Origin of the sequence: Pedobacter sp., from assembly GCF_965249885.1 — a bacterium.
GTDB lineage: Bacteria > Bacteroidota > Bacteroidia > Sphingobacteriales > Sphingobacteriaceae > Pedobacter.
Genome location: NZ_OZ252254.1, coordinates 3,859,979 through 3,880,841, shown reverse-complemented (window position 1 = coordinate 3,880,841; position 20,863 = coordinate 3,859,979). Strand labels below are relative to the sequence as shown.

Sequence of the window (20,863 nt, the reverse complement as noted above, 5' to 3'; positions counted from 1 at the left end):
GGTCTTCCTCTTAAAATCCTATTTGTAAACCTAGATTATAAACTCTTTGAACTGGGTAAACTCCACCGCTACCGCCGCTGGCAATCTCTGGATCTTGCGGATACAAATCGAAGTTTGCCCAGGTGTGCAAATCGTAGCCGCTTAGATAAATACGAGCTGTACTAACTTTTACCCTACTTAACCATTTCTTTGGCAACGTGTACCCCATTTCAACCGATTTCAATCGGATATAATAGGCATTTAACATCCAAAAACTTGATAAATTAGAGGGGCTACTTGGCCCAGAAAGTACGCTGCTCAACCTCGGGAAAGTTGCGGTTGAAGCAGTTTCTGGCGTCCATCTTCCCAAAGCAGATTGTTGAAGGTTACCCCAGAAAGGTACTACACTTTGATCGGCAAGGCGATAGCTATAATCGAAACTTCCTTGAAAAAGCACACCCAAACTAAAACCTTTGTAAGCAAATGTAAAGTTTGATCCCAAAACGGTTTGTGGCAAATTAGGCTTTCCAATCGCCCTGTAATCTTGCTGGTCAATCACCCCATCACCGTTCATATCTTCATATTTTAAATCGCCAGCTTGTGCATTTGCCAAGTGCGGATAATTATCCACTTCTTCCTGCGTTTGGAAAAAGCCCAACACATTGTAACCGAAACCTTGGCCAATTGGCTGTCCGGTCCTCGCTAAGTACGGATAACGCGGTGCAGCCTCTCCTTGGTAAATCACCTTGTTTTTTGCTTTGGAGAATGTAAATGCAACAGAATAAGAAAAATCCTTTATCGTATTGCGATGACTAATTTGTCCGTCGAATCCTTTGTTTTCAGTAATGGCCGAGTTGGTGAAAGGTAAATCAACACCTAATATCTTTAATACGTCGTTCTTTACAAAAAGCTGGTCGTAGCGGTAATCGTAAAAATAGTCGACCGTAAAATTCAATTTGCTTTTGAAAAATTGCGCATCAACACCAATATTGGTTTTCTTTGATTTTTCCCAGGTAATATCTAGGTTTCCTAAAGTGCCCTCTTGGATACTACTGAATGTGTTAGTGGTTTCCCCAAAATTGTAAGTAGGCCCTACTGTATAAAGCTGTTCCGTTTTATAGGTATTGCCTCTGGTTACATCTGAACCGGTAATACCCCACGAACCTCTAAGCTTAAATAGATCTACAAATTTAAACCTGTTCTTTACGAATGGTTCCTCACCAATGTTCCAACCGGCAGAAACAGCAGGGAAAAATCCTTTAGTTTTATTACCCACAAATTGACTCGTACCATTGTATGCGCCACTAAAATCAATTAAATAACGCTGCTTGAAGTTGTACTCTAACCTGAAAGTATAACCTTGCGATTTAACCGGCGCATATTCCTGTACCGCAGTTACGCCAGTTGCAGAATTGTAACTACCCAAAGTAGCATCGTTTAAATTATAAAGTACAAAGCCACTTACGCTATGATTTCCAAATTGCCTTGAGTAACCCAGTTTAGCTAAAGTATTTACGGTTTTTCTGGAGATTGTATTAGCCGAACTACTGGCCAAGGTTAGCGGCTCTAATCGGTATAAACCATTGCTGTGAACGGTATAACTGCCATCCGCTGGGTTATAATAAAATGCAGGAATGTTGTTTCTGTACAATCCTCTGTCGTAACTTAAATCGCCGGCGTAGGCAACCCTAGCCATTACCGATAATCCTTTAGTAATGAAATCTAGTTTTTGATCACCACTGAATAGTACATTAAACTCGTTTCTAAAGGTTTTATCGTAACCCAACAACGCTAACCTGCCTATCAAACTGGTTTCTAAATAGATATCTCTTGAACGCTTTGCCCACGGATAACTTCCGTCCGGATTGAGTACCGGAGAAGCAAATGGCGGAAGACGCTGATAACTATACACGTTACCCAATGGTGCATTATAACCGCTAGGCACGTGAGGCTCGGTAATTGTACCAATCCTACCTGTCATATCTAAACGCAAGCTAAGCGTTTTAGTAGCCTGCATATCCAAGTTGGAGCGGAAAGTATAACGTTGATAATCGTAATTGTTTTCAGGTGCTTCGTAATTTCCTTTTGAAAAATCTCGTAGCATACCATTTTGATAAACTTGCCCTGCAGATACGAAATACCTGATTTTTTCACTTCCTCCAGAAATATCTACATTGTTACGCACTTGATAAGCGTAATCCTTAAATACTTCTTTATACCAATCAACATCAGGGTGACCATAAGGATCGTCCTTTTTACGCCAGTGCTCCAAGTCGTCATCCGTAAATTCTAACGGTAGCCCGTCATTTCTCAAGGCTTCGTTACGCAGTGAAGCTACGGTGTAGGCATCCAGAAAGTTTGGTTTATTTACTGGAGTTTGCAAACCTGATTCCGTATTGAAATTCACCATCGGTTTGCCAATTTTCCCCCTGCGTGTTGTAATTACAAGTACACCGTTGGCACCTTTGATACCGTAAACAGCTGTAGTTGAAGCATCTTTAAGTATAGAAAAACTTTCAATTTCATTGGCATCTATCTGTGCTACCTGATCGTAGGTGTATTCTACATCATCCACAATAATTAATGGCTTTTGTGATTCCGCAGATAAGGAGTTTACCCCGCGAATGTAGAAATCTGAGCCTGTACGTCCAGGTTGTCCTGAGCGTTGTTGAGAGATAAAACCTGGTGCCCTGCCAGCCAAAGTATTTTGAATGTTTGGCGTTGGGGTAGCTCTAATTTCACTTGCCGAAATTGCGGTAACCGCACCCGTGTTGGTGATTTTTTTCGTAGTTCCAAAGCCCACAATCATTACTTCATCAAGTCCCTTAGCATCTTCTTTTAAATTAACATTTACGTTAGTCTGTGCCGCCACGTTAATTTCCTGTTTTACATAGCCAATAGAACCAACAATAATTGTGTTAGATGTTCCCTTCAACACCAATTGAAACTCTCCTTTTTCGTTAGTTGTGGATCCATTTCCCGGCATGCCTTTCTCTTGCACACTTACACCTGGCAGCGGGCCTGAGGCATCCTTTACTGTACCACGAATTATTTTTTGTGCGAAGGCGATAGACGGTATTAACCATCCTATAAGTAACAGAAGCTGTATTAATTTCTTCATCATTAGTTTCTTTTGTTTAGTATCCTTCGTTCTGTTTTAAATTGGTGTTCTTCACGATTTCGCTGTTTGGAATGGCATATCTGTACATTCGAGGTGCAACAAACTGGAACGGCACACCCAGCGTTTCAACTTGATAAGTCAAATTATTACCCGTTTTAGTGATTCTTATGCCATGCAATGGTTTGTTGTATACGTTTTCGGCAATTTTCCAACGGCGCAAGTCCCAAAAGCGTTGCTCTTCAAATGCCATTTCAACCCGGCGTTCGTTTCTAATGAGTTCTCTCATCTGTGTTTGCGATAAGCCATCGGTGACGCCATAAGTGTTTGGTGCTGTACCAGCAGCAATTCCAGCACGTTGTCTAATTGCTCTCAGGTAAGTATAAACCGAGTCGGTATTTGCTCCAGGGCCGTCCACTTCATTTTTAGCTTCCGCAAACATGAGCAGCACATCGGCATATCTAAATATTGGAAAGTTGTGTGTTTGATTAGAATAAGCGGTACTTGCTGCAAAATTGCCCAAGAATTTGTTCATATAATAGCCAGTTTTAGTTTGTACGGCAACACCGCCCGGCCTGTCTCTACCGCCTGTAAAAGTTTCTACGCCTCTACTTAACCAAGCTACACCATTATAAAACACGGTATATCCTAAACGTGGGTCACGGTTGGCATAAGGATTATTAGCATCATAGCCAGTTGGATTAGTAGCCGATTTCACATCTGTACTGATTGGCAAACCTTTGCTCGTAGGGAAGGCGTCAACCAATTCCTGTGTAGGACTTGTGCGTCCCCTACTTGCCGTACTGCCACTTAAATACCCAATAGGCGCATTATTGGTTTCCAAATCGGTAGTTACCGGGCGCTGATAAGCTAGAATAATTTCGCTGTTTCTACGCGTTAAAAACACATCTGTAAAGGATGGATTAAGGGAAAATTGGCCTACCGCAGCTTGAGCAATAGCATCAGCTAATGCATTTTTAGCTTGCAACCATTTGTTTCTGTCGTTGGTTGGATTATTTAATGCACTGGCAGCATAAATTAAGGCTTTAGCCTTTAAAGTTAACGCTACCATTTTAGTGATACGACCAAAGTCTGCGGGTAAGGCAAGTGGATCTGGTCTTAGTTGATCTTTTACCGCATCACACTCACTTGCGATATAATTAATCGTTTCATCATAGGTGTTTCTTGGCAACCGTAAGTCATCTTGTAAGGTAAGCACCCTATCGCCTATAATAGGCACGCCTCCGTAGCGTTTAGCTAATTCAAAGTAGAACATTGCCCTTAAAAAGCGAGCTTCAGCCATCCAGTATTTGCCTTCCTGCTTTAAGCTTTGCTTCATATTTACTTTCGGGAAATTCTGTAGAAAAAGATTACACTGCCTGATACTGGCGTAATTGTCTACCCATGAATTATCGGCATTGCTAAAAGCCGAGTAGCCGCCATTGGTGAAGGTAGAAATCAAAGTATTATCCGCCGAGGCCACAGCATCATCAGTAGCGGCATCCAACAAATTCCCATCGATACGGTTAAAACCTGTAGGTAAATTACCATAAATATTGTTCAAAAAATATCCGGCATTGGTTCCTAGCGAATCCTTGCTATCCCAAAGATATTCTTCGGTAATTTTCTCCATTGGACGATCCTCCAACTTTTGGCATGCTGCTAACAAACTGCCTGCTGCAAGTATCCCCAACATGTATTTCATTGCTTTAGTCTTCATGGATTACAGTTTTATATTTACGCCTAGGTTAAATGTTCTTCTCAAAGGATATATCGAGTTGTAACCCTCTGGATCGAGATATCTTAAAGTATCAAATGAATACAGATTAAAGCCGTTTACAAAAACCCTTAATCCGTTCAGTTTAATGCGACTTACCCATTTTTGCGGTAGCGAATAGCCAAGGTCAACATTTTGAATACGCAGATAGTCTGCTCGGCGAACCCAAAAACTAGAAGCTCGTTGGTTATTTACGTTAGCACCTATCGAAAGACGTGGGTAAGTAGCGTTGGCGGCATTGGCTGGTGTCCACCGATTAAGATGTTGCTCAAACGCCTGCCCATTTACCCCTTGAAATTCAGTTTCCAACGTACTGCTAACCGAATTATAAGCTGATGAAGTAACAATATCTCTATTAGCAACACCTTGTATAGCAATACTCAAATCGAAACCTTTGAAACTAAAACCTGTGGTTAGGCCGTAGTAAATCAATGGTTTCTGTGTGCCAATCGCTGTTTCGTCTAATTGGTTAATTACGCCGTCATCATTCAAATCTCGGTACTTAATATCACCTGGCTTAGGCAAGTAACCATCTACCTTAGGACTTACATTAATTTCGTTTTGAGATTGATAAAATCCCTCAGCGATGTATCCGAAAGGCTGCCCTACTGGCAAACCTGTACGTTTTTGATAAGCGTTTTCTCTAAATACCTCATCTTGATAAAGTACTTTAGAATTCATTAATGATACATTGCCCGAAATTCGATACTGCGCTTTTCCTAGTTTAGCGGTCCAACTCAAATTGTTCTCTACACCAAAATATCTGTTGCGGCCAATATTTTCAGCTGGGTAACTTTGACCCAACAATGCGATGGAATTACCACGCACCTGCATTAAATCAAAATAAGTTTCGTTGAAATATTCGGTGGTGATTTTCAATCTATTAGCGAATAATACTGCATCAACCCCAACATTTAACTTTTTTGCTTTCTCCCAGGTGGCGTTTGGATTAGCCAAAGCCTGTTCGGCAAAGTAACGGGCACTTGTAGGTGTTGCACCGAAGTAATATGCAGCGGTGGTACCTCCGTAGGTATAGTATTGATCGTAAATGTAATAACCTACGTTTGCGTTCCCAGTAAGTCCGTAGCTTACACGCGGTTTAAGTTGGTTAATCCACTTCGCATCTTTCAGAAAATTTTCTTTTGACAAATCCCAGCCTAGGGCGCCAGCATAAAACCATCCAAATCTGTCGCCTGGCTTGTAGCGATTATAACCACCATAACTTAAAGCGGCTTCCGCAAAATATTTACTGTTGTAATTATAGGTTACATTTCCAGCGATATTGGTATACGTAGCGGGTAAATTCAAATTAATCGTGGTCGACTGGTTATCTGCCAGTAACAGCACATTTAAATTATTACCACCGAAACTTCTATCGTAACCTAAACTCAATTTACCATAAGTATAAGTGCGCCTAGCAGATAATGACAAGGTGTTTGGTTGATTTGTATTAGTACCAAACTGAGCATATACTGGTGCACCGCTGTTGATATTCAAGCTGTATACTGCAAAGTTTTTTGAGCGGTTTACTGATTGATCGACCGTGTTATTGTAAGACACATTTGCCTTTGCCCAAAGACCATCTATCCAGTTGTCCAATTTTTTGGTTAGCGCAATATCAGCAGCTAAATCCCTAGAGGTCGATTTGTAATAACCGGCATTGTTTAGCATACCGTAAATATTGCTGGTAAAAGAAGTATTTCCTCCTAACGAACCATTTGGATTAAAAATGGTATAAGCGTTGCTTGGTGTGAAGGTGATGGCGTTAAATATTGATGAAGTGGTACCACCTGGTTGATTTGCATTCTGAATACGTCCGAAAATATTCAAACCTACATTTAAAGTAGGGTTTAGATCAACGCTTACGTTTGAACGTACAATGTAACGATTTACCCCAGAGTTGGTACTGTAAGAATTTAAATCTGCGGTATTGAAAAATCCACCTTCATTTTGGTAATCTACCGCGGTGTAAAACTTAGCATTTTTAGTTCCACTTTGAATATTGAGATTGAAACGATCGATGCTAGCCTGCTTGTTTAAAAAATAAGCACTGTAGTCGTTATTTGGATGGAATACAGGATCACTTCCGTTGCGGTACGCCAAGATATCTGCCGCAGTATAAACAGGATCTAAACCATCATTATTACGAGCCTCATTATACAATATGGCGTAATCTGCCGCCGAAACAGGTTTTGTTCTATTCAGCAGTTGTTGAGCACCGTGCTGTGCAGTAAATGATAACTGGAATGGTCCCTCTTTTGGTCGTTTGGTAGTCACTAAAATCAAATTTCCCGATGAGCGTTGGCCGAACATAACCGTAGCCATTGCATCTTTTAATACCGTAACACTTTCAATAGATTCAGGTTCGATAGACGAAAAATCACGTGGTACACCATCTATGAGTATCAAAGGTATTTGTCCTCTAATTTTAAAATCTACCACCGAAATTGGATCATCAGTATCTTGTACACCGCTGCGTTGCCTAGTGTACAAACCTGCTAATCGACCAGGCAATGCCTGCAGAAATGATGGTGCAGGTGTAGTAACCATCTGATTGTTATATATAGTAGCGGTTGATTGCAGCAGGCCAACTTTTGCTTGTGTTTTGTGCAACAGTACCAAGGTGTTTTCATTGCCAGCACTATCGGGCATTTTAAGTTTTTTTACCTCCTGACTACGAACTAAAGTAGCGCAAGAAACAATACTCAACAGCACCAATCCACCAACTACCTGTCTTTTGAAGTAACAATTAAACATAAATATCTTTTAAAAATGATGATATAGCTATCTCGTGAATGACACGATAATTTTAACTCCTCCAATTTGGAGCGGAATTAATTAAAAGAAATGGGTAAACAGGATGCCGTTTTTGATTTCATAGCTCATACAGTTTATTTGGTTATAATTAGTTTTTATTTGGTTGTTCAATTTTTGATGCTGGCTTGGTTAGTTTCATTCTTCAACCTTATCAGTTCCAAAAACATGATTCAATATTACTTGATATTTAAAGTTTTATAACATGATTAATCGTTCAGATATACATGTTACACGATAAAAAAACAGGGTTTTTGAGGTAAAAAACGCAATTATCTATTTTTTTTGAGCATCACGAATACAATTTCGTTTTCGTTTAATTGCACTTCATATTTAAACTTACCATTAATCACTTTTACCGTTTGTTTTACAGTGGCTTTACCTGCTGCCGCTTGTTTCAATTTTGCCTCTTGAGCCTTAGTAATTTGGTTAGGTTTACCCATTTCAAGATATAGCGTATACGGATCGTTTTGCTGGCAACCTACTTTGTAAATTTCCAAGGTATATGCCCCATTTTGCACGTTACTTGCATTCAGCTGTACTAAGTTTTTAGCCACTGATGGGTGTGCGGTATTGAAATAGTCTTGGTTATAGCTGTAGTTTTTGTAAGGATGAGTGTAATCCCACACTAAGAATTGTAATCCATCTTTTGATTTACAAGCATAAGAAGATTCATCAGTATTGTTAAGCTCCGTGCTACCTAGCTGATTTAAAAATTGATAAGCGTAGTAGCTAGGTTTTTTGATATCCTGCAGATTAATCAACCCGAAACCACCATGAAATGGCGTTTGCCCAGGACCAGCTTCTTCAAAAATATCTGTGAATGTCCAGTACGACATAGAATTGGCATTAGATGAAGCCTTCTTTAACACATGCAAAATATAAGCTGCGTTTTGGTAAGTGTCATGAATAGGATCTCTGGATGAAGGCGACGTATTCCATTCTGTAAAATGAAGTTCGGCGGCTTTAAATGCAGATTGATTAATTAAACTCCTCACAGTTTTAACATCCTTCGCAATAGTGTCTCTAATGGATTTCAACTGCTGTTTTTTGGTACCAAATTCGTCTAACACCGATGTTGTACCATAATCGTGTGTACTTACGAAATCTACAGGTACTTTATTCTTGTCGCAATAGCTTAAAAAATCCGCAACCCATTTGGTGGCAGAAGTAGCCGGACCGCCCACTCGATAAGCAGCAGATACACTTTTTACTGATTTAACGGTATTGGCGTAAAGTTCAAAGTAATCGTCCTGAGTACCATCAAAGAAACCTTTCAAATCTGGTTCATTCCAAACTTCAAAGTACCATTTACTTACTTCTTCTTCGCCATAACGTTCTTTCCAGTGCTGCACCAAATTGGTGATTAAAGCATTCCATTTCTCATAGCTTTTTGGTTTACTCACGTTGCCTTTCCACCAAAAAATAGTTTTCGTACCCGCTGCCAAATCAGAAGGCATAAAGCCAAATTCTACAAATGGTCTAATTTTAACGCTCAATAGAAAATCATACAGCCTATCAATATATTGCCAGTTGTAAATAGGTTCGCCAGTTTTTTTATCTTCCGTATATACCCTCATGTCATCATGTAGCAAACCATGAAAGCGGATATACTTGAAATTCACATCCTTCTGCAGCGTCGTAAGCTGCTGTTGCCAATCGGCACGCAAGCCTTCATTTGCCCTACCTGCGCCAATGCATTCATTAAAAACAGTACTTTTTTTGCCTTTTACACTATTTACATTGATGCTAATGGTGCGCTTTTGTAGCTGCTGTGCGTACGAAGTTCCTGAGAAAAGCAGGCAGAGCAAAGCAATGCCAACTTTAGCTAGTTGATTGCTTGTTACCATTTTTTACCCAGTCTTTTATATCTCAACATTGCTTCCACATAATAATAATCGGCATAGGTTAAAGGCACATCAATCATTGCACCTTTAGGCAAGTGAGCCACACTATGTTCCAACACAAAACCACCATTTCCGCCATATTTTGCGGTGTATTTATCGCTTGATAGCGCTTTTAAAATTGTCTCTGCAGCAGTTACATATTTTGCAGCTAAGGTATTATCTACATATCCCGCTAACTCTAGCAAAGCCGATGCATAAATCGCCCCAGCCGATGCATCTCTAAATGCATTGGGGATGCCCGGCGAGTTGAAGTCCCAATATGGCACTTTATCTGCTGGCAAGTTTGGATGACTTAGAATAAATTGAGCTATTTTTTTAGCTTGTGCTAAATATTTTTGGTCTTTCGTTTCCCTGTACATCATGGTAAAACCGTATAAGCCCCAACCTTGTCCCCTAGCCCAAGCAGATTGGTCTGCATAACCTTGAACCGTTTGTTTCACATTGATACCTCCGGTAGATGGATTGTAGTTGACCAAATGATAAGAGCTGCCATCAGGACGGAAGTGATTTTTCAACGTAGTGTTGGCATGCGTAATAGCTACTTTAGCATAGGTTGAATCACCGGTAACCTTTGTGGCCCACATTAGCAACTCTAAGTTCATCATGTTATCGATAATTACCCTGAACTCGCCAGCTTTTGAGCCCCACGACATGGTACAACCTACTGTTGGATTAAAGCGTTTGATCAAGCTTTGTGCACTTGTGATTAGGATATCTTTATATTCCGGCTTCGGCTCCAATCTGTTGATATTACCAAAGCTGCAATACATCATAAAACCGATGTCATGAGAATCAATGGTTTTCATTGGCTCCATTACAGGAAGTTTATTGATCCCTGCATCGTGTATTGCTTTGTCGCCAGTAGCCTCATAGAGATAAAAAAGTGTGCCAGGGTAAAAACCACTCACCCAGTTTTTTGCCGGGATACTGCGTGACTTACCATTTTCGAAAGTTTCGGGCAAACTGTCGCCAGGTACTTTTTTAACCAACACTTTATATTGTGCCGCAGCAAAATCCAGCTGTTTATCTATTAATTTTACCAATTCGGCTTTAGGTGCCAATATCTTTTTTGCCTGTTGGGCGAAGGTATTTGTGCCTGCTAGTAACAGCGTTGCAGTAAATAATGTGCTTAGTTTCATACGAATAGTTTATGGTTCAAAATGTTAGTTTTCTTCTTTAAGTGCGTGGTCTATTGGAAAATCCTCTCCTTTCCAAGCTCGCTTTGCAGTCCAGTCGGCATAAGGAGCCTGCCAAAAATCGTCAGTAGCCGGTAAGCCAAGCATTAAAAAGGCCTGCGAACATAGGTACAGACTACCAGTGGAAATATAAGTTTCGCCTATTTCAGGTTGGTGACCAGCAAAGCCAATCTTCAGCCATCCTTTATCATCAAAAGTATTTGGCATTTCTACCTGACGTTTGATGACAGCATACAAAGCCGAGCGAACTTGAGCTGGTTTAATATGCGCCGGCAGTTGTTTTAATAAGGCCACTTGAGACAGCAGCTGGAATGCACCAAAACGGTAAGCAATGGAGCGTCCTACTGGCGGAAAAGTACCTTCCGGAGAAATTAGACGTTCTTGGATATCAGCGTATCTTTTTGCTCTTTCCAACACTGTTTCATAATACTTTTTAGGATCCAATTTTTCGTCCTTAAGTACTTTAGTTACGCCCAGCAACATTGGCTGAATTACAAAGCTATTGTAGTAATCAAAGTGAAAATCAGGCCCATCGCCGTACATCCCATCACCTTTATACCATTGCATGTGCTGCTTTAGCGCATAATCCAAACGCATTTTATCGCCAGATTTATCGAACTTTTGCAAAGCCGCCTCTACGGTGGCACTAAACATCAACCAATTAGAAAATGAAGGCAAAATATCCCTACTCGACTTTAAAGCGGCAATGGTATTTTTTTTGGTTTGATCATCCAAATTGCCCCAAAGCTGTTGGGGAGCACGCAATAGCGCATCCGCAAAAAAGGCCGCATCAACCAAGGGCTGTCTTCCTTTGTTAAAGTTTAAAAAATCGGCAGCGTTAGGATTAGTGGCGTTTTTAATGCACTGCACTGAAAGATCGATATATTTTTTTCTGAGCTTACCTTCAGGTGTTTCATCCGGACCAAGCTCTAGCCAAGGCGCCATTCCACCAAGTAATCTTCCAAAAGCTTCCAGATGCGAACTATACACCCTATCTTTTGTTACTTTAGCCTCAATTGGCATCGTCTCCTTCAATTTATTTTGGCTTAATGCAACCAATACAGGATCCGCAATGCGCACTAAGGTTTTCACCAAATACTCTCGTTCAGCTAATCCATTTGCCTGATTTACCTTTTGCGCCGCCAATAAATTGGGCAATAGGCAAAATAACACGAGTGCTATTTGTATCGTTTTTTTTGTCTTCATCAGTTCTATTTTTTACTAAAAGAAGTTTCTAATATGACCAAACGCCTATCTCCGGTATAATTTACCCCTACGGTAGTGGCGTCCACTTTAGCATCAACTATTTGGCGCATACCAGGCGCAATGGAAAAAGTAGTTTCAGGTTGATCATTGATTTTAATTTTGATGGTTAGTGGCTCGGCAGAAGGGTTCCAAACCAGTGAGGACATGTTATTTTGCCCAGCTGGAATGCGGCACCAAAACTTGGCTGTTCCTTCGGTACCTTTAGGTGTTCGTGGTTGGCCGCCAAATGTTTGTACAAAAGTACCCCAAGGCCTACGTCCGTTGGTTACATACTGCAATCCCGGACGGGTATTGAAAAGCCCCCTGTTACCGCCTGCAAGTTGGTATCCTTCCTTTGTAACTACAATGCCGCCTTTGGCATAAGCTGGTGTGATACGCGGTGTTGAATTGGAGATGAACCCGCTAGAATTATCGTTTAAGATACCTCTCTCTGTTTCATATTCGCCCCAAATAATTGGCGCTGTAATTAATTGGTATGCTAAATGATCGCTGGTACTTGAATAACTCAACATATTCAACAACAAGCGACTAGCGATAGGGTCAATTCCGGCTCTGTTAGCCAAATCAAGTCCCGATAATAAAATGCTTCCACTCCCAACAAACTGCTCAGCAAGGGCTATACTTTGCAAACCAGAACTATAGTTTGCCAGCACTGCAGTGTTAGCAATGCCATCCCAATTTTCCAGTTGAAAACCATCCGTTACTGGATAAATCATCGGAAAACCGCTTTTAGTTGGGTTCCAGTTGGTGTAGTCAGACCAAACTTTCAAGTTTTCTCTTTTAATCCCTGAAAAAATCGGATGTTCGGGGCGTTCTGGATTGAGGTAAAAACCATTTCGTGGTGGCGTTGCTGGTAAAGGATAAGCGGGATTATCAATGTCGGCAGCGGTGTTGGTCAATTTGAAATCTAGGATGCTGTTCAAATCTTTTCGATGTAAACTATCTTGTCGCAAAGCGATAATTCTACCGCCTTTCTTCATAAAATCCTTCAACATCGTTGCGGCGCTGGCTAGCGTAGGATCCGCTGCATTTTCCCCGATGATGAGCACAGCATTTGATGGTATTGAAGTAAACGAAGAAATTTCTTTAAAAGGAACATTAAGCTTACTTAGTGCTTTTTTGCTATCGCCCTTATTGTCATAAACTATAACCTGAGAGCTAATATTGGGGATGGCTTGTGTAAAAGTATTTGCAGCAATAAATAGGTTGAAGAAATTCTTTGACACTTCCTTTCCATTTGCAAATACTTTTCCAAAAAGTGTATAATCACCGGTTGATAAATTAGCAGGGATTGGAATACTCAATTTGGTTTGCTGTGTTGCGTAATATGGAATGTCTTTCAATTGCAGGCTATCCGAGTAAACTGCTGTTTTAGCTCTGTCTAATATTTGATAAACAATTTTCACGTTTTTCAAATCTGCAAAGCCATTATCATCGTTAATTACATGTGCTACGGGGTTGATGGTTGAACCAGCGAATACGTTACTAGTCCAACATTCCCAACTTAACAGTACTGGTTGGTAAGAAAGTTTTGTTTGTTCAGTTACCGGTTTTGGCTTCATGTCAGCAAACTTCTCAATGGTATCCCAGTTGTAGAACAGAATGGTAAATGGAAATAAACCACTTAAATCGGGGTTTATGCTTCGCATCTGCCTAAAAGTTTCCGTCGCCTGTCTAAAAGTGAAGCTCTGATGAACATCAGCTAGTTGCGCCTGCATGTCTTGTTTTTCGTGGCCTGTCCAAGCTAATTGCGAACTTGGATTTTTGTGTGCTGGGGTTTGGTTATATCTGCCATCAGGACCTGTATAATTACCCACGCATTCCGTAAAGGTGATAGGTTGCCCGGATTTCGGAAATGGGATAATGTTAGCATTGGAGCGAATATTCAAAAATGTAAAAGGAGAACTATAATACCAGCCCCAGTAACGGTGCAAGTCGCAGATATCTCCTGTAAGGCCGTAACCATAGCCAGCATTGGCAATGTAAACACGAGTTTCATCCCACTTCTTTAAATTATTATAGGCATAGCTTAAAAATGCATTCCATTCTTCGAAACGTTTACCGGTAAAGGGCGTTTCATTAGTCATGGCATATACCATTAAACTAGGATGATGGGCAATTAATCCCAATTTTTCATGTTCGTACCAAGCTAAACCAACGTTATGGTCTTTCGGAAATCCACCATCACCTTCATCGCCAACCTGTTCTTGTTTTTCTACCTTAGCACCTTTGGCAACTTTCCCATCATAGTTTCCGCCAAAAACCATCATTCCAAGCTCATCACACGCGTCATACCATGTTTCTACATCCTGTACCCTAATGATGTTTACGTTAATGCTTTTCATGAATTTAACGTACTCCAAGGCAAACTCCCGACTACGCTCTAACTTAGTTGGAATGCCCCTACCCGGTGGGTTAATTGCTATTCCTCTTAGAAAAATAGGTTTGCCGTTGAGGAATAAATTTCCGCCCTTGCGTTCAAAAAAACGGAAACCGCTACGTTCGGTAATGGTACTCACTACTTTGCCTGCAACCAATTGCTGTAAGGTGAAATTGTACAGGTAAGGATTATTTGGCTCCCATAAAATCGGTTTCAAGTTTTTAATGGTGAAAGTCAATTGTTTTACGCCGGCATTGTCCACCTCGGTGGCATTTACCTTGCCTTGATAAAGGACTTTGTTATCTGTTACGGACTTAATTACAACATTAAACGAGGCATTATCTTTCTTCGAGTTAGCATCTATTACTAATCGCACATAATCCGTCCCAGTAAAAGGTGTTAATGTAGGTTTGTAAGTTTTTTCTTGTTCGTCTTGGGCAAGTAATGTACCAGCGGCACATATACTAAGCATCAAACTTAGCAGTAACTTTCTCATCATGTCAAGTCTCTTGGTTTATAATTGGTTAGTTTAAATTTAATACTTTAAAGAATAATTTCACCACCATATCAATAGCGGTTTTTGTTGTTCATTTGGCTTCACAAGTTCCACTCGTCTGCCTTTGTCTTCGTCGTCGCCCATTTGTCGCGTTTCCCGCACCAACACAAATGCTAGCTTTGCATTAGAGTGCTTTTTAACGATATCAGATACATCCAAATAGTGATAGCTTTTATTAAGGTTAAATGCTATTTCTCCTGCTACAAAAACTGATTGCCCTACCTCCTTGATCAGCGCTTCTTTATCATCTAAAAAGGGCGCATTTTTCCAATTAAGGCTTTGTAACGATAACATTTTTTCGTGAGGAAAGGCATACACATGTAAGCGATATGGTCTGTCTCCTTCGTTTACCTTTCCAGCAATAGCCAGTACCGCTTTTTTAACCTGACCTGATCGAAGTGCACTAATATCAAAATCTACATAAGCCACTTCATTGTTGTTAGGATTTCCGGCATCCAATTGTACGCCAAAATCGCTAAAAGAATTACTCGCATTTTCGCCACCTTTAACGGCAGTTACACTGTTACTAATGATACTTTTTGAAGCAGCACCAGTTGGAGTTACCGTGATTAATACCACGCTTTGAGGTGAAAGTTCATAGTTGATTTGGCCATCAGTTGGCAGCTGGATCAATTGCGTTAACTCGCCATAATAAGCATGATCAACCTTTTCTACTCCCAACACGGTATTTTTTGGCAAGTTCAGTGCGGCTAAATTTATGGTAGTCTTACAGCTTTCCGTGTATCGATTAACCATCCAGATATAGTAATTGCCGCTTTGTTTGTCGAAACTGGTGTAACAGTCTAAATCATGATCTACATTGCTCATTTCCGTTTTTAACAGTGGTCTTTCGTCTTTAAACCCCTTGGCAAATAACCTCACCACTTCTCCAGTACGCTGTATGCCTGAAACATTGAAATCTAAACTTGGTGCGGGAACATCGCCTTTGGCAAAAAGCTTTATTTCACGAACCTTTACCATAGCATCTGTACTTACGAACCGTATCTTATTGGTTTTAATTGACTGCTGAAATTCAATAAATACTTGTGCGTACTTATTATTTTTTTCTTCCGTTGAGGCAATATCCAACCACTTACCACCATTTTGGTATTGCAGCTTAAAATGACGTACCCGATCAGGAGCCGTATAAACACCACCAGAAGAACCAGTGTAAATGAAAGCTCCGCCCAAATCGGTAATCACACCTAAATCTATCTCTAGCCATTTTTCAATTTCTTCTCCTGATACCCAAGCGGCATCGGAAGATTTATCACCATCGGTAACCAAAGAAGCTTTGTCGGTATTTGAACTTGCAGTAACTTTTTTAAGCAAGGCGATATTAGGATAAGCATCTTCAACAATACGTTTGCCTTGCCAAATAAAATGATGCCCAGATTTAATGCCACGAGGATAGGTATTGCTTGCCGTGTTGGCGAATTTGAAAGCCCACATACCGTAGGCGCCGTTTTTCATATTGTTAGAATAAATTCCAGCCCATTCCGTAAATAACGATGGAGAGTCCATGGTTTCTTCTTTATCGATAAGATAGGCATTCATCCACTGACCAATTTCCGTATATATGATAGGGATACTTTTTCCATTTGGATGATTTGCAGTCCATACCTTTCCTATGTTAGCTATTCGAGTTTCATAGCCTGCAGCTGGCGAATTATAGGAATGGGTGGAAAATAGGTCTACCACCTCGGCGCCATTATTTCCATGATAATCAATTTGGTTGGATTTGGCTATTGCAGCCCACCATTCAGTATTATTACCAGCTGTAACTGGCCCCACAAATTTCGGCTGTAAATTTTTGGCATAAAGCTTATTTACGTCGTTAACGGCACAATGCACTGCATCAGAAACTATTTTAGCCCCATCTATCCATTGGTTTAACAACATAGGGCCCGAGTTGCGGTGGTTAGGTTCGTTTTGCATGGCAAACATCGATACATCGCCAACTTTAGCAGAATAAAATGCAATGGCATAATAACGTTGCCATTGTTTCCATTTGTTTTGCCACGTATCATTAAAATCAGTGCTACCAAGCTGTAGCAAAACAGCAATTTTAAGTGTCTTTAATTCACTCAGTGCGTAATTATAAACCATCGCATTGGTTGATGACGAATCAGGTTTGCTGTATAAGGGTAGCAAATTGTTCCATTTGATGAATGCATTACGTTCGGGGCTTTTCCTTAACTCAGCTTTAAGTCGATCAAATTCTTCGACGTTGTTTACCACTGCGTTTGATTGAACAAATTTTTCGGGTACGAACGCGTTTAAGCTAGTCCAAACCCTTAAGCTATTGATATTGGAATATGCTAACCAGCCAGACACGTTACTTCCAGGAAAATAATAGCCTTGGTTGTAACCAACAAATTTCATGGTTTTGCCGATTACCTCTTTCCCTATGTTGATGGTCGCTTTAAATGGCTTCTGTTTCACGGCATTGCTTTGAGAAGTATTGCTAAAGCTTGGCGGCGCTGGCATATTTGGTGTCACCGAACCAAACACCTCAATTTCCATAATATTCACGGCCTCCCCATCATCACAAACTAAGCGGATGCGGTAGGTGCTCACAACGGGCTCGAAATTAAAACGTACCGCAACAAGTCTATTTTCATGTACCTCAGCTTTTGGTAAATCGCTCCAATTGGAATCGTCCCAGTATTGTAACTTAAAATTTTTAAGCGACCAAAATCCAGCGGCCTGCTGCATCTCTTCGGGCTTTTTCTCATTATCTGGAATGCCACTGTAAACTATGATAGACGAAATAGAGCAATACTTTTGCAGGTCAATTTCGACCGTATGCGGCGGCTTATTGTTAGCTGCTTCCCATTTACTATTTCGGCTTACCTTACCGTCAGTGATATTAGTTGCAGGAAAAGCCGCCAACTGCGACGAAACCTTTACAGGCTTATGGAGTGCCAAGTTTTGTTGCGCTTTGAGGCTAACGGTAAAGCAAATCAAAAGAGAGATATAGCAAGTAATTCTAGTAGCGTTCATTAGTTCAGCTTTTTAAGTTTTATGCCGTTTAAGATGCTTTGACCTTTTAATGTCTCAAAATCTACTACAATTCCAGTTTCCTTGTCGGCTTTTACGATGAATCGTTTTTTAACAGCAACGGCACAGCCGTAATCCACCGCAAGATTTAAATTAGAGAGAAGCATTTCACCATTGCAACGTACGTTGAAAACACGCTCATTTTTACTGATTTTTTCCGGTTCCATAAAGTTCAATTCCAACTCATAGCTGCCGTTAGGCACGTCAAAGCGATACTGTTTCAAACCTTCCAAAAAATAGTAGTAAAGCGGTTTATCCTCTGTATTCTTTTTTACTGTTTTAATGCTTAAGGTGCAAGCATTACCGCCGACAAAGCCGAAACTATCTTTCTGATAAGGACGATCTTCTACCCACACCATATTGGTACCATCGAGATATTGAGTTTGCGCACCACAGTTTACCGCAATTTCTTCAAACCCTCCGCTATTGAGTTGTGTGTAATAATTTCTTGCATTGATAGAAAAATGGTCGCTGATTCGCTCATCTCCTGCAACAACCTCATTATCACCTTCTGCCAATAGCACTTTCCAAACACATTTATTGATGTCGTTTGGTTGTTTAGCACCATAGGATTTACCATTAACTGTGAGCGTAACGTTAGGCACATTAGCATAAACTTCAATGGTGGAGCTATCGCCTTTTGCTACTGCACGCTGTGTCCAATCACGTGAAGCAATGTAAACCATTGGCGTCTTATTCCAGTTAGCCTTATATAAATAGTAAGCATCCTTAGGTTTTCTATCCCATGTTACCAAACCTTTTTGGTTAATATGGTTGCTCACTCCTCCAACATTTGGCTGCGAAAAATCAAATTGGTTCCAAATTGCGGTACCCGATAAATAAGGCATCTGGCGGATCTGTCGCAGATACATTTCGTGGTAGTAGCGTTGATATTGCCCAGTAAAGTCCAGTCGTTGGGGGTTTTCTGTATTAACCCTATTATCTGCCTCAGCACCGTACTCACTTATAAACAAAGGCTGCTTCGGATTTTGAAGATGAATGGTATCAATAGTAGTTTTAAATGCGTTTACCGAACCACTATACCACCCTTCGTAAATATTGAATCCAGAAAGCTGTGCGATGTCAAGCAATCCATATTTTGCATAATCATTGCTAATATGCATGGCCATTGTACTGGTACGACTTGCATCTTCTGTGCGGAGGAGTTGATCCAGCTGTTTGGCATAATCTCTTACTTTTTCTAAATAGGGCGAGTTTTCTTGAATCTGAATGCGCTCTGCCCTATCGCTCCATAAAAGTACTTCGTTCATTGAGCCCCAAATTATAATCGAAGGATGGTTATAGTGTTGTCTAACCATTTCACGAATCATGTTTTTGCTGTTGTCCAAAAACTCTGGAACTGGATTCATGTAATTGACCAAGGGAATTTCTTCCCACACCAACAGTCCCATTTTATCAGCTAAATCCAAAACCTCCCTAGCTTGCGGATAATGTGCTAGGCGTAAAAAATTACAGCCCATGTCTTTAATCAGCTTTAAATCACGGTAGTGATCAGCCGCAGTTAACGCATCTCCTTTATCTTTAAAATCTTGATGTCTATTAGTGCCTTTTAATAGATATTTTTCGCCATTTAGTGAAAATCCTTTGTCTGCATCAAACGAAAACCATCTAAAACCAACATTATTTATTTGTTCATCTATCAAATCACCATTTACAACCAATTGACTTTTTAGTTGGTATAAATAAGGATCTTCTGGAGACCATAGGTGTGGATGATTTATTTTAAGATCTTTTGACTTCACCATAGCAGTTGAACCTGCCGCAAGCGATACTTTTGTTAAATCCCTCGCCACTTCGTTACCTTGCTTATCATAAAGAATTTGAAGCAATTGCGCTTGCTGATTTGTATTGCCTTTGTTGGTTAAATTCGCTTTAATGGATACCGTAGCTTTTTCTTTAGCTACCTGTGGAGTGCTAACATATACGCCGCTGCTACCGTAGTCGCTCAAATCGAAATGCAAATTCGAAGTAGCCACCAACCAAACGTCGCGGTAAATACCGCCGTAATAGGCATAGCCGATGGAAAGTGGCGGCAAAAAATCGTTTTGTGCATTGCTCACCTGTACTGCTATTACATTTTCAGTTGCTGCGCCTTCAATTTTAACCAATTTGGTGATATCCAAAGTGAAGGCGGTATACGCCCCCTTATGCTGACCTGCGAAAATACCGTTTACATATACATCCGCTACTTGGCCTACTCCTTCAAAATGAAGATAAATGCGTTTGTTTTTAAAGCCTTGATCCAGAATGAGTTTTTTACGGTACCAGCTTACACCGCGGCGGGAAGTTTCGTCATCATCAAATGGATCTTTAGCATTCCACGTATGCGGAATATTAACTGTAGTCCACTTGCTATCATCAATTTTATTCTTTTGTGCAAAGTCAGTTCCCCGAGATAAAAACTTCCAATGATCATTAATAGACAAAACCATCTTCGACTGCCCCAACAGTAGCGAGGGAAAGAAAAATAAGATTAAAAAAATACAAACCTGTAACTTACTCGTCATTGAAAAAGGATTATAAATGGTTTTGTTTCGAAGCTCAAGGTAGGCAGCTCACACTAAAAACATGCCCGACAGATGAAGCATAATTACGTTGTGAATTGATCGAAAACACGGTTTTTTGGGGTTTGAAGTTATTTTTATGGAGACAGATTAAAATTTAGCCAAACTTTTTTAACGTCCATCAAGTGGATCCGAAATGAACTTTACAGCAACTATATTTTCCAACTAAAAAATGAGGCGCTTTTAAACGTTTTAATGTTTGACCTGAACTTGAAAAAAGTG

9 protein-coding genes are annotated in these 20,863 nt (G+C 40.3%); all 9 read right to left on the bottom strand.

Features of this window, described 5'->3' with window-relative positions; translation table 11 throughout:
• Window positions 1–10: 10 nt before the first annotated feature.
• Window positions 11–3,103 carry a SusC/RagA family TonB-linked outer membrane protein gene (locus ACY2A0_RS16435; protein ID WP_461790454.1) on the bottom strand — a complete coding sequence of 1,031 codons (3,093 nt, stop codon included), beginning with the start codon at window positions 3,101–3,103 and terminating at the stop codon, window positions 11–13.
• A 13-nt stretch (window positions 3,104–3,116) separates the two neighbouring features.
• Window positions 3,117–4,817 carry a RagB/SusD family nutrient uptake outer membrane protein gene (locus ACY2A0_RS16430; protein WP_461790453.1) on the bottom strand — a complete coding sequence of 567 codons (1,701 nt, stop codon included), beginning with the start codon at window positions 4,815–4,817 and terminating at the stop codon, window positions 3,117–3,119.
• Between the two features lie 3 nt (window positions 4,818–4,820).
• Window positions 4,821–7,631: a SusC/RagA family TonB-linked outer membrane protein gene (locus ACY2A0_RS16425; RefSeq protein WP_461790452.1), complete on the bottom strand. Its 2,811-nt coding sequence runs from the start codon at window positions 7,629–7,631 to the stop codon at window positions 4,821–4,823.
• 329 nt (window positions 7,632–7,960) lie between these two features.
• Complete coding sequence (locus ACY2A0_RS16420) at window positions 7,961–9,538, bottom strand: GH39 family glycosyl hydrolase (RefSeq protein ID WP_461790451.1); 1,578 nt, start codon at window positions 9,536–9,538, stop codon at window positions 7,961–7,963.
• Window positions 9,532–10,734 (bottom strand): glycoside hydrolase family 88 protein, encoded by a 1,203-nt coding sequence (locus ACY2A0_RS16415; RefSeq protein WP_461790450.1) that lies wholly within the window; start codon window positions 10,732–10,734, stop codon window positions 9,532–9,534. Before ACY2A0_RS16415 ends, ACY2A0_RS16420 begins: the two co-directional genes overlap by 7 nt.
• 24 nt (window positions 10,735–10,758) lie before the next feature.
• Window positions 10,759–11,997 (bottom strand): DUF2264 domain-containing protein, encoded by a 1,239-nt coding sequence (locus ACY2A0_RS16410; RefSeq protein ID WP_461790449.1) that lies wholly within the window; start codon window positions 11,995–11,997, stop codon window positions 10,759–10,761.
• 5 nt (window positions 11,998–12,002) lie between these two features.
• Window positions 12,003–14,936 carry a glycoside hydrolase family 2 protein gene (locus ACY2A0_RS16405; RefSeq protein WP_461791705.1) on the bottom strand — a complete coding sequence of 978 codons (2,934 nt, stop codon included), beginning with the start codon at window positions 14,934–14,936 and terminating at the stop codon, window positions 12,003–12,005.
• Window positions 14,937–14,993: 57 nt separating this feature from the next.
• Entirely contained in the window at window positions 14,994–17,999 is a 3,006-nt protein-coding gene (locus tag ACY2A0_RS16400) for a discoidin domain-containing protein (RefSeq protein WP_461790447.1), read from the bottom strand.
• On the bottom strand, window positions 17,999–20,584 hold the full coding sequence (locus ACY2A0_RS16395) for a glycoside hydrolase family 2 TIM barrel-domain containing protein (protein ID WP_461790446.1): 2,586 nt from the start codon (window positions 20,582–20,584) through the stop codon (window positions 17,999–18,001). The genes ACY2A0_RS16400 and ACY2A0_RS16395 overlap by 1 nt, the downstream gene beginning before the upstream one ends.
• Between the last annotated feature and the right edge of the window lie 279 nt (window positions 20,585–20,863).